The sequence below is a fragment of the Daejeonella sp. genome, from assembly GCF_037719425.1.
Classification (GTDB): domain Bacteria; phylum Bacteroidota; class Bacteroidia; order Sphingobacteriales; family Sphingobacteriaceae; genus Daejeonella.
The window spans coordinates 1-10,366 of sequence record NZ_JBBJNI010000146.1 but is presented as its reverse complement, the minus strand read 5'-3'; the positions used below and the strand labels follow the sequence as shown (position 1 = coordinate 10,366).

Here is a 10,366-nt window from a genome sequence, read left to right as displayed (position 1 = left end):
GTATCGGCGAGACAATCGTACTGAACACTCCAACCGTTGCTGACGCGACCTACTCATGGACAGGACCCGACAGTTTTACTTCTACTCAGCGGGAAATAAGCATTCCGGTAAGCAACTCCAGCAAAGCTGGAACATATACTCTTACAATTACTGTTTTCGGTTGCACGAGCGATGCATCTTCTATAACTGTCCCTCCTATCGGGCAGACCCCAACGGCATCCTTCTCAAGTACAGGTATAAATCTTTGTACTACAAGCCAAGCATATACTTTTAGCAATCAGTCCACAGGCTTTCAAACCATTCGATGGAACTTCGGTGACGGAGCAAATGTACCACCCGGCGCCACTGGACAAACCTACAATGTTTCATACGCTACCTCCGGAACCAAATTAATCACCCTTGAGGCTATTGGGAATAACGGGTGTGTCACTACTTTCAATCAGCAGATAACTGTAACAATACGCCCTGATTTACCGTTGATAATAGCTAACAAACCGGATTTTTGTCTTACAGATACCATCCGGCTTAGCACACAAACTCAGGCCGATGTTACCTATCAGTGGACCGGACCCAACAACTTTTCTTCCGATCGATCGTCAATAGTAATTCCCGTTACCAGCACTGCTGTTGCAGGGACTTATAATGTTATTGTGACCAGAGGCTCTTGCAGTACGGAAACTGTGAGTGTCGTGGTTCCTCCTATCTTTAAAAATCCGGTCGCGAGATTTCGGGCAGATCCCAGCCCCCCAACTAAGTTGGCCTTTCCTATTACCGTAAAGTTTTTCAATGAATCAACTGACGCAGACTCATACCTTTGGGATTTTGGCGATGGCGGGACCTCAACGGACATCAATCCACAACATATTTACAAAGGAAAAGGCAGTTTTGATGTAACCCTTACAGTTTTCAAAAGCACTGTTTGTAGCGCTTCAGTAACCCGAGGAACATTTATAATTAGCGAATTAGGTGCAGTTTTCATCCCCAATACTTTTACCCCCAACAATGATGCTGTGAATGACGAATTCGTTGTGAGTATGAATAACATCCGAACGTATCGCATCCAGATCTTTAATCGTTACGGCATTATGATGTATACCTCGGAAGATCTGGTGCAAAACTGGGATGGGACATATCAAAACCAGCCTGTCCCGGTGGGGACCTATTATTACGTACTAGACGCAGTTGACCTGGACAAGAATGTTATTAAAAAATCAGGGTCTGTTACTATATTGAGGTAATGAAGATTACTTTACTTACCATCGGTAAAACTGAGGATAAATATTTGCTGGAAGGTATAGATATCTATTTAAAGAGACTTAAGCATTATATCCCGTTCCGGATATTAGAGATTCCGGAGTTAAAAGGCATTAAGAGCCTTTCGCAGGAGCAGCAGAAGACCAGGGAAGCCGAATTGATCGTCAAAAACATTAACAGCACGGACTATGTAATTCTTTTAGATGAAAATGGTCAGGAACTGTCGTCTAAACAATTTTCTGTATTTTTAAATAAGAAAATGGTCGGAGGACAACAACATCTTGTATTTGTAGTTGGCGGTCCTTATGGATTCAGTAATGAAATCTATAAACGAAGCAATGAAAAGATCTCATTATCTAAAATGACATTTTCGCATCAGATGATCCGCTTGTTTTTTACAGAACAATTGTACAGGGCTTACACCATACTCAAAAGCGAGCCTTACCATCACGATTAAAATAATTGCTATGGACTATAAAAGAGAATACCATTTCAATCAAAGAACCAGATAAAAAACTTTCAAAAACCGGCACAGATCGCTGAGGTGATTCTGAATTTACAAATAGTCCAGGGCCAAAAATTCGTTATATTGCTTTCATGAAATTAAAATCGTGGCTGGATGCTGATGGAGAAATCATCAAATCTTAGTTTGGAGGGACTTTAAAAAGACGATACACTTAAAACAGTTTACTTATTATTATGCAAAAAAACACATCCTATTAAGTGGATGGCGGCTTTAATTATCTTGTATTAAGTGAAAAAAGTTATTTTATTAGTTTTTATTTTATCAGCCTGGTTTGGTGGATTTGCTCAGGCACCTTTGAATGACAAGTGTATTAACGCCGTGCTTATCAACGATGCAACAAGCTTTTGTTCATCGACAGGACAGTATACTACTGTCGATGCAACCGCATCTTTTTCAGGCTCTGGCCAGGACGTGTGGTTTGTATTCGAAGCAAGAAATTCGGAGGTAAAAATCACTGTTACAGGTACGTACGGGGATGGTTTCTTACGTTTGCCCGAAATTAAATTATATAACGATTGCAATGGTACCGATAGACTAAGCCAATCATACTTAGAATTTAATACCGCAATTCTCAACGATGCAGGCCTAATCCCCAACCGACTCTATTATATTAGTGTAAGCGGTGCAGGTAATACCGGCAAATTCCAACTTTGCATAGAAAATTACAAATCTGAGATTAAGCCCGGCCAGGATTATAGGAGTGCATCTATACTGTGTTCATCAACGACCACTGTACGTGAAACCTTTGTAACGGGCTCAGGAACAGATGAGAGTGAAACAGATAATACATGTTTTGGTAGGGAAAAGCACTCTGCTTGGTACAAATGGACGTCACTAAATAGCGGGACCCTAGTTTTTACTATTACACCAACACATTTCGATGACTTAGATTGGGCATTATACGAACTGGGCCCTGAAGATAGTACGCAATCGCCTTCTTTAGAAAATACTATAAGATGTGCGGCAGGTCACGGTATTGACATCAGGTCCTGTCCCAACGAACTATTTTATACGAAAACCGGTACGAATTTTACCGAAAATGATGTATTTGAGGGTTCCGGGTGTTCGAAAAAACAAAACGGTATGCTAAAAGCGGTCGATATGAAACGGGGTTATGTTTATGCCCTTTTAGTAAATAATTGGTCCTCTGGAAAACATGGATTTGATATAGAGTTCAAGGACATTGCAGGGAAAGCAGGAACTGGTCTGTTCAAGGGTCCCACTGCCAAATTGAACGCCACAAACGCGAATCTATGCACTTCCCAACAGACTTTTACATTTTCGGCTGATAATGTTACTGGACAATCCTCCATTCAATGGTATTTTGGTCAGGGGGCTAGCATACCTGAAGCTAGTACCGCAGGACCCTTTACTATTAGTTATAGTACAATGGGATTAAAAACAGTAATTCTGCAGGTTAAAAATGATGTTGGGTGTGCTGTGGTAGAAACAAAGACTTTTATGGTAGGCATCAAACCAGACCTGCCAAAGATCAGCGGGTTGCAGTCACGCTATTGCGTAGGTCAAACGATTGTGCTGAATACCCCAGCCCAAGCGGATGCAGTTTATGCATGGACCGGACCCGACGGTTTTACCTCAGATCAACGGGAGATAAAGATTCCTGTTAAGGATTCTAACAAAGCAGGCGCATATTTTCTCTCTATCTCCCATTTTGGATGCACCAGTGATCCCGCGAAGGTAATTGTCGTTTCTATCGATCAATCGCCAACAGCTTCTTTCACGACTACCAGTGTTAATCTCTGTGATCCTCAGCAAGTTTATAATTTTACGAGCCAGTCGACGAATTACCAGACCCTTCGCTGGAATTTCGGGGATGGTGCAAACTTATCTCCTGGATCTGCTAGCCAGACAAATAGCGTCTCCTATTCTACAACAGGAACTAAATCTATTACACTGGAAGCCATCGGCAGTAACGGATGTGTGAGTACTTTCTCTCAGAAAATAGAGGTGACGATACGTCCGGATCTGCCCATAATCGAATCAAATAAGCCAAATTTCTGTCTTACAGATACGATAAGATTAAGTACGCCTGCGCAATCGGATGTTATCTACAAGTGGACAGGACCGGCCAACTTTACCTCTTCAGCACGAGAACCAATAATACCTGTAACCAACAAAGCTGTCGCTGGTACATATAGCCTTATTATTAGCCGCGGTGATTGCAGCACGGGGTCCGTTAACATAAATATTCCAGCCATTTACAATAATCCGGTAGCGGCCTTTAGAACGGATCCGACGGTCCCGATCAAGCTTCCCTTTCCCGTGACAGTAAAATTTTACAATGACTCGCGAGATGCAGACACTTACCTCTGGGATTTTGGAGATGGACAAACATCTACCGAACTGAATCCTGAGCATATTTATACCAGACGAGGAAATTTTGATGTCACTCTTGCTGTCTTCAAGAGCAATATCTGCAATGCGTCCGTTACGAAGGGAACATTCATAATAACTGAACTTGGCTCACTATTTATCCCGAATACCTTTACACCAAACGACGACTATGTAAATGACGAATTCGTGGTGAAAAAGAATAACATCAGAACATATCGTATAAAGATTTTTAATCAGTACGGAATTCTGATGTATTCATCCAGTAACCTTTTACAAAACTGGAATGGCACTTATAAAAATAAACAGCTACCAGTAGGCACTTACTATTACATGGTAGACGCAGTTGACTTTGATAACAATACTGTTAAAAAATCAGGATCTGTTACTATATTGAGGTAATAAAGATCATTTTACTTACAACTGGTAAACACGACTAAAATCAACTGAATGGATTACAAAAGAAACTACCGCTTCAAATCGGGAAACAGCAGTCAGGAAAGCAGGCAATTCTGGATTATGATCGTTATTGCAATTGTGATCGGAGCTGCGATCCTGTATTTATTCTAGGATCATGATTAACATTGCTTTATTTGGATTTTTGGGATAATCTGGTTGTACTTTTACCCGCGGCTTTTGTTGCTTTAGGTTTTTCCTTAGTTACAGGTTCAGGTTTCTTAACTGTATCTGAGCCAACTGGAGCTGATGCACCCTCTGCCAGCGGCTCAGGAGCTTCCTCTTGAAATAAAGGAAGCACACTTATAGTATTATACCAGCTGATGATCTTCTTTATATCAGAAGAATACACACGCTCTTCATCATGACCAGTTGCAACCTCAGTAAAGAACGTACGAAGTGTTTTTCCATCTGCAGCTTTTGGATCGGGGATACTTTTGCTTCCTTTTATTTGTTCAAAAATATCGCTCAATTTCAAATCGCCGCTCTCGCCGAAAACTGTAATGTCTTCTAAAGAGGCCATTTTTGCAGTGCTGATATTAACCACAATCTTATTTTTCAGCTCATCCAGTGTCTCAAGGATAAGGCCTGATTTATTCTGGCCGATCAGTTTAAATAAGCCTGGTTTACCTGATACGGATACTAGTCCTCTTAGATTCATATATTTTGATTTGAGATGCGAGATGTGAGATATGAGAAGAGGCGCACTTCTCATATCTCATATCTCATGTCTATTCTTCTGTAATTTCTATTCCTAAAATCTTATCGCCCTGGCGGATATCGTCGACAACATCTACGTTTTCAATAACCTTACCAAAACATGTGTGGTTACGATCGAGGTGTGATGTATTATTGCGGCTGTGACAGACAAAAAACTGAGAACCTCCTGTATTGCGTCCTGCATGAGCCATTGAAAGTACCCCCCGATCGTGATACTGATTATCACCAGTCAGTTCACAATCAATTTGGTATCCCGGGCCCCCTGCACCAGTTCCCGTAGGATCACCGCCCTGGATAACGAAATCGTTAATCACGCGGTGGAATGTTACTCCATCATAATAACCTTCTTTAGCTAATTTTAGAAAATTTGCAACTGTATTCGGCGCATCTTTATCGTAAAATTGGACAGTCATGTCACCTTTCTCGGTTTTTATAATTGCTTTGCTCATATGTGTGTTTGCTTTGAATGGAGGACAAAGTTAATTATTTCAGCCAATTGATGAAATTCTTCAAATATCTTCTCCTTTTTATAACTTTATAAGTGTCGAATACGTTTATTGAATATGCTTAGGATAAGATTAACCTTTCTCTTCATACTAATAACAGCAATCTGCCGGGCTTCATCGATCCTGATCCCTATGGATGAGGAACAGAAAAATCATTTAAAGGCCTACGGCATTACATTCTGGACACTAAAAAATGGGCTGGAAGCTGACTGGCTTTTGAATTACCGGGGCGGCAGTTTTCTGATCAAATATTCTCAGGCTCTTGAGTCTGAATGTAAAATACGCGGCGTTTCTTACGAAGTTGTGCCTGACGCTAAAGTTAATGTTATTCTTAACGAGATCACCGATCCTTCAGTCAATATGGAACTGGTTAAGCTCGAAAAGGCCCCGAAAGTCGCCGTCTATTCTCCAAAAAATAAACTGCCCTGGGACGATGCTGTTACGATGGTTTTAACCTATGCAGAAATACCTTACGAAATCATTTATGATGATGAGGTTTTAAGAGGCGACCTTCCAAAATATGATTGGCTGCACCTTCATCATGAGGATTTTACAGGGCAGTACAACCGCTTTTGGGGTAATTATAAAAACTCAAGCTGGTATATTGAGGACGTAAAGATCCAGGAAGAAACGGCGAAAAGAAATGGCTTCAAAAAGGTATCAGAAATGAAGCTGAACGTAGCCCGTTCAATACGTGATTTTTGCGCAGGCGGAGGCTTTATGTTTGCAATGTGCTCCGGTCCGGAGACGTTTGACATCGCGCTCTCCGCTAATGGACTCGATATCGTTGAGCGGATGTTCGATGGTGATGGCTCTGATCCTCAGGCACAGGCAAAGCTGGATTATAACCAAACTTTTGCATTTCAGAATTTCAAACTCGACTTAAATCCAGCCAGTAATGAATTTTCTAATATAGATGTTCCTCCAAGCAGGGATCAGTCCCTTAATCAGAGTAACGACTTTTTCACCCTGTTTGACTTTTCTGCAAAATGGGATATTGTCCCGGCAATGCTTACCCAAAGCCATGACAAGGTTATAAAAGGATTTATGGGTCAAACTACTGCCTTCCGCAAAACTCTTATTAAGTCACATGTTCTTGTTATGGGCGAGACGAAAACCGCCGATGAAGCACGTTACATACATGGGGAATTTGGCAAAGGACAGTGGACGTTCTATGGCGGCCATGATCCTGAGGACTATCGTCACCTTGTGGGTGACCCTCCTACCGATCTTAATCTGCACCCAAATTCCCCGGGTTACAGGCTTATCCTGAACAATGTACTATTCCCCGCTGCGAAGAAGAAGAAACAGAAAACGTGATATGAGGTAGGAAGCCGGAAGTCAGATCTAAACGCCATACCTCAGACCTCAATTATAAAACTTCCAGCTAACCGCAAACTTCAATAAGGCATCCTGCATGGGATATCCCCGAACGGTATAATAGCCCCTTGAAAATAGATTTTGATTAGCATAATCGTATTTAATAAATAAATTAGTTCGCTTGAGCGTTGCCTTTACCCAAACATCGATCACCGGATAGGTTGAATATTCCAACCCTCGTGTATCGTTATAAAACTGGCTCACATTAATTGCATAAGCCGGCGCTTTAAACGGCGTGTTGAACCTTAGGTCAAATCCAACATTGGTATACAATACTTTGAAAAGGTTCGACGCATAATAAAAGCTGTTATAAGTGTATATCTCCGGTGTACGCAACACATCCTGGAAATCTGTTTTTTGATAAACGACATAGTTATCCAGGCTGAATTTGCGAAATTTAAAATTCTTCATTAAGGTCAACTTGAGCAAATTGATGTTTGACGCAAGCTGCGCAGGTTCAATTTGCTGAGCGCTGGATGTTTCTTTATAATATAGGTAATCACTTACAAGGAAATACTCCGCTTTCCCCGACATTTTGAATTTTGGATTTTCGTACAGAAAGGAAAGGTTATTTATTTTAGATTTCCTGAAGCTCCGCTCCCAGCTGTGATACTGATAATTGACCCGTTCATACATTTGCTCGGGAGATTTATTCTGAGTGTAGGCTCCCAAAACTATCCGTCCTATTGACTTGCTTAGCAAAAAGTTTGCCTTTGTTTCATACAGAAAATCACCGAAACTCATACCCTGCATGATCTGGTGAAGATCGGCTTCAATACCTGCCTTATCGCTGAATCGATAGGAGAATCCTGCTTTTAGTGTCGTGTTGGAGAAATTTTTCTTATAATCCAGCTGCTCGTAATGATAAATATCATTCTGAACCCCGAGGTCCAGTTTAGCCTCATTCTTCAGAAAACTGACGGCTTTGCTTCTCAGATAAAAACTATAGTTAAATTCATTACGGAGGTTGTTAACGATCGTTGAATCATTTGTTTCAATATAATCCCGCGAAGGCAGAACAGGGAACGCACCAAAAACATCCTCTTCATTTCTGTAAAATCTATAACGGTCTCGAGTATATGAGATCGAGTGAGACACCCGTTGTGTTGGCAGAATCTTTTCGGAACCATTCTCACCCGGAAGGGAATCCTTTCTCCCCAAATAGTAGTACTGTTTCAAAAAGTATTGAGTCCTGCGCCATATTTGCATTGGACGATCATCGCCTGTGCCGGATAAACGAACGACTTCAGCATTTTTAGCCAGCGACTTGCCTTTGAAGATTGTATCGTTCACAGTAGAACCATTTTCTCCGGCCTTTATCTTATTAAAAAGAATATCCCCTATTATGTTATAACGCTTGTTCGGAGACTCATACCAGGCGAATAGTGCGGCGTTCAAATGGTCATTTTTCTGATTTATATAGAGACCGTCACCTCCAAGTCTGTTAAAATTCGCACCTATATTTAAATTGGGCTTTACATTTTGTGAGTGGGTGACTTTAAAGGTCTGCTCAATGGTCTTTCCGTTAACGTAGTAAAGTTCCGTATACGGTGTCCTGGCACGATAAAACCTCAATGAATCTTGTGTAAGACGATAAAGGTCCAGCGAGTGGAAGCCTGCATCAAACCCTATCGTTTTAGATGGCCGGAAAAGCATTTCCCGATAGGCTAGGCCATTACCCCCCAAGCCAATGGTTGGATTATCGGGTTGATATAAAGGACTATAATTTTGGAAACTGGCTAGCGTTGTGTCGATACCAATAGTTTGTGTGCCCTCCCTGAATAATTTCAGATTCGTATACCTGATATATTTTGAAGTATATACAATAGAGTCCTCCGAGGATTCTTCTTTGAGTCGCAGGGAATCGAGGCTCACGACACTTCCCGGCCGCGGAGGGTCTTGTCCAAACACGTCTGAAACACTTAAGAAAACCAGTAAGATTAAGACTAAATTTTTAATCATTTAATTCCAGAAGTAGCTCCTTTAAAATATTAGTCATTTTGGGCTCGGCATCGGTAGCAGTCTTAATGATCTCCTCCAATGAAACTGCCTGCAGAGAATCAGGAAAACCTTCATCGGTGAGTACAGAAATAGCGAAAACGGGCAATGACATGTGATTAGCCACAATAACTTCAGGCACTGTGCTCATCCCAACAGCATCTCCCCCAATGGTACGTAAAAACCTATACTCAGCTCTTGTTTCCAAATTAGGGCCATTAACCGCAACATAAACTCCCGTATGGCAGTTGATATTGTTCTTTTTGGCAATCCTGGTTGCAATCGAGATCATTTCCTTGTTATAAGGTTCACTCATGTCCGGGAACCGGGGTCCCAGATTTTCGGAGTTCCTTCCTCTTAATGGATTATCTGTCTGTAAGTTAATATGATCGTCAATAACCATCAGGTCTCCTTTGCGGAAATCAGGGTTAAGCGCACCACTGGCATTCGAAACTATTAATCGTGATATACCCAGCATCTTCATCACCCTTACCGGAAAGGTGATCTGCTTCATATCATAGCCTTCGTAATAATGCAAACGCCCTTGCATGGCAACAACACGCTTACCACTTAGTGTCCCAAATATCAGGCGACCGGAGTGAAACTCGAGTGTTGATATCGGGAAATTGGGGATATTGGAATACATTAACTTATGTTCGATCTCAATATCATCGACGAGAGCACCCAAACCAGTTCCCAGAATTATCCCTACCTCAGGTACAAAATCTCCTATCTTATTCTTTATATATTCAGTGGTTAACTGTAGGTTCTGCTGCATATCTTTCTATTAATTCATTAAAACGAGCCTTTTCCGGCTCATGGATCTCAGCCTCAACAGGCAAGTAATAAACCGGCAAACCCTTTAAAAGTTCTTTAGCTTCCGCTGACCCTAAGCGCTGAGCATCCTTTTCGGTAGTTATGATCAGTTTATCGTCTGACCGGAAAGCATGAAATGCCTGCACAAGTTTACTGATATTTTTTTTGGTGAAATTGTGATGATCCGGATACCGATGGTGATTGATAAGCTGCGTATAACCTCCTAGTTCAGATAAGAGGGGCGCGGAATTAGCAATTCCGGTTAGCAGAACAATCTCTGTCGTTACCTTGACCGATAGTAATTTCCGATCTGCCATTTGCTCATTAAAAGCTCTTAAACTGCCATACTCCAGATACG

9 protein-coding genes are annotated in these 10,366 nt (G+C 41.4%); 4 read left to right on the top strand and 5 right to left on the bottom strand.

The genetic code is table 11. From position 1 onward, the window contains the following. The 3 genes from WKF69_RS16040 to WKF69_RS16030 form a co-directional block, all read left to right on the top strand. The coding region (locus WKF69_RS16040) for a PKD domain-containing protein (RefSeq protein WP_340383139.1) at window positions 1-1,238 on the top strand (1,238 nt) is incomplete at its 5' end. After that, entirely contained in the window at window positions 1,238-1,711 is a 474-nt protein-coding gene (rlmH, locus tag WKF69_RS16035) for a 23S rRNA (pseudouridine(1915)-N(3))-methyltransferase RlmH (protein ID WP_340383138.1), read from the top strand. The genes WKF69_RS16040 and rlmH, both read left to right, overlap by 1 nt. A gap of 297 nt (window positions 1,712-2,008) precedes the next feature. Continuing rightward, a complete protein-coding gene (locus WKF69_RS16030) occupies window positions 2,009-4,534 on the top strand; it encodes a PKD domain-containing protein (RefSeq protein WP_340383137.1) in 2,526 nt (841 codons plus the stop codon). A gap of 187 nt (window positions 4,535-4,721) precedes the next feature. Here WKF69_RS16030 and WKF69_RS16025 read toward each other — a convergent pair whose 3' ends face one another. Both WKF69_RS16025 and WKF69_RS16020 read right to left on the bottom strand, forming a co-directional pair. Further along, entirely contained in the window at window positions 4,722-5,249 is a 528-nt protein-coding gene (locus WKF69_RS16025; protein WP_340383136.1) for a DUF5606 domain-containing protein, read from the bottom strand. Window positions 5,250-5,319: 70 nt separating this feature from the next. Then, window positions 5,320-5,757: a peptidylprolyl isomerase gene (locus WKF69_RS16020; RefSeq protein ID WP_340383135.1), complete on the bottom strand. Its 438-nt coding sequence runs from the start codon at window positions 5,755-5,757 to the stop codon at window positions 5,320-5,322. Between the two features lie 189 nt (window positions 5,758-5,946). On the opposite strand from WKF69_RS16020, the gene WKF69_RS16015 reads away from it, so the two are divergent. Continuing rightward, the gene (locus tag WKF69_RS16015) at window positions 5,947-7,134 is read left to right on the top strand and encodes an asparagine synthetase B (RefSeq protein ID WP_340383140.1); all 1,188 of its coding nucleotides are present in this window, start codon (window positions 5,947-5,949) and stop codon (window positions 7,132-7,134) included. A gap of 48 nt (window positions 7,135-7,182) precedes the next feature. Here the strand turns inward: WKF69_RS16015 and WKF69_RS16010 are convergent, their stop codons facing one another. From WKF69_RS16010 to WKF69_RS16000, 3 genes are all read right to left on the bottom strand, one after another. Further along, the gene (locus WKF69_RS16010; RefSeq protein ID WP_340383134.1) at window positions 7,183-9,156 is read right to left on the bottom strand and encodes a putative porin; all 1,974 of its coding nucleotides are present in this window, start codon (window positions 9,154-9,156) and stop codon (window positions 7,183-7,185) included. Further along, entirely contained in the window at window positions 9,149-9,970 is an 822-nt protein-coding gene (locus tag WKF69_RS16005; protein ID WP_340383133.1) for a purine-nucleoside phosphorylase, read from the bottom strand. Before WKF69_RS16005 ends, WKF69_RS16010 begins: the two co-directional genes overlap by 8 nt. Next, on the bottom strand, window positions 9,942-10,366 hold a 425-nt coding region (locus WKF69_RS16000), incomplete at its 5' end, for a tetraacyldisaccharide 4'-kinase (protein WP_340383132.1). The genes WKF69_RS16005 and WKF69_RS16000, both read right to left, overlap by 29 nt.

Bases quoted from the DNA above. Each gene is read 5' to 3' on its own strand.
- rlmH (WP_340383138.1), top strand. From the start codon at position 1,238: ATGAAGATTACTTTACTTACCATCGGTAAAACTGAGGATAAATATTTG.
- WKF69_RS16025 (WP_340383136.1), bottom strand. From the start codon at position 5,249: ATGAATCTAAGAGGACTAGTATCCGTATCAGGTAAACCAGGCTTATTT.
- WKF69_RS16020 (WP_340383135.1), bottom strand. From the start codon at position 5,757: ATGAGCAAAGCAATTATAAAAACCGAGAAAGGTGACATGACTGTCCAA.
- WKF69_RS16015 (WP_340383140.1), top strand. From the start codon at position 5,947: ATGGATGAGGAACAGAAAAATCATTTAAAGGCCTACGGCATTACATTC.
- WKF69_RS16010 (WP_340383134.1), bottom strand. From the start codon at position 9,156: ATGATTAAAAATTTAGTCTTAATCTTACTGGTTTTCTTAAGTGTTTCA.
- WKF69_RS16005 (WP_340383133.1), bottom strand. From the start codon at position 9,970: ATGCAGCAGAACCTACAGTTAACCACTGAATATATAAAGAATAAGATA.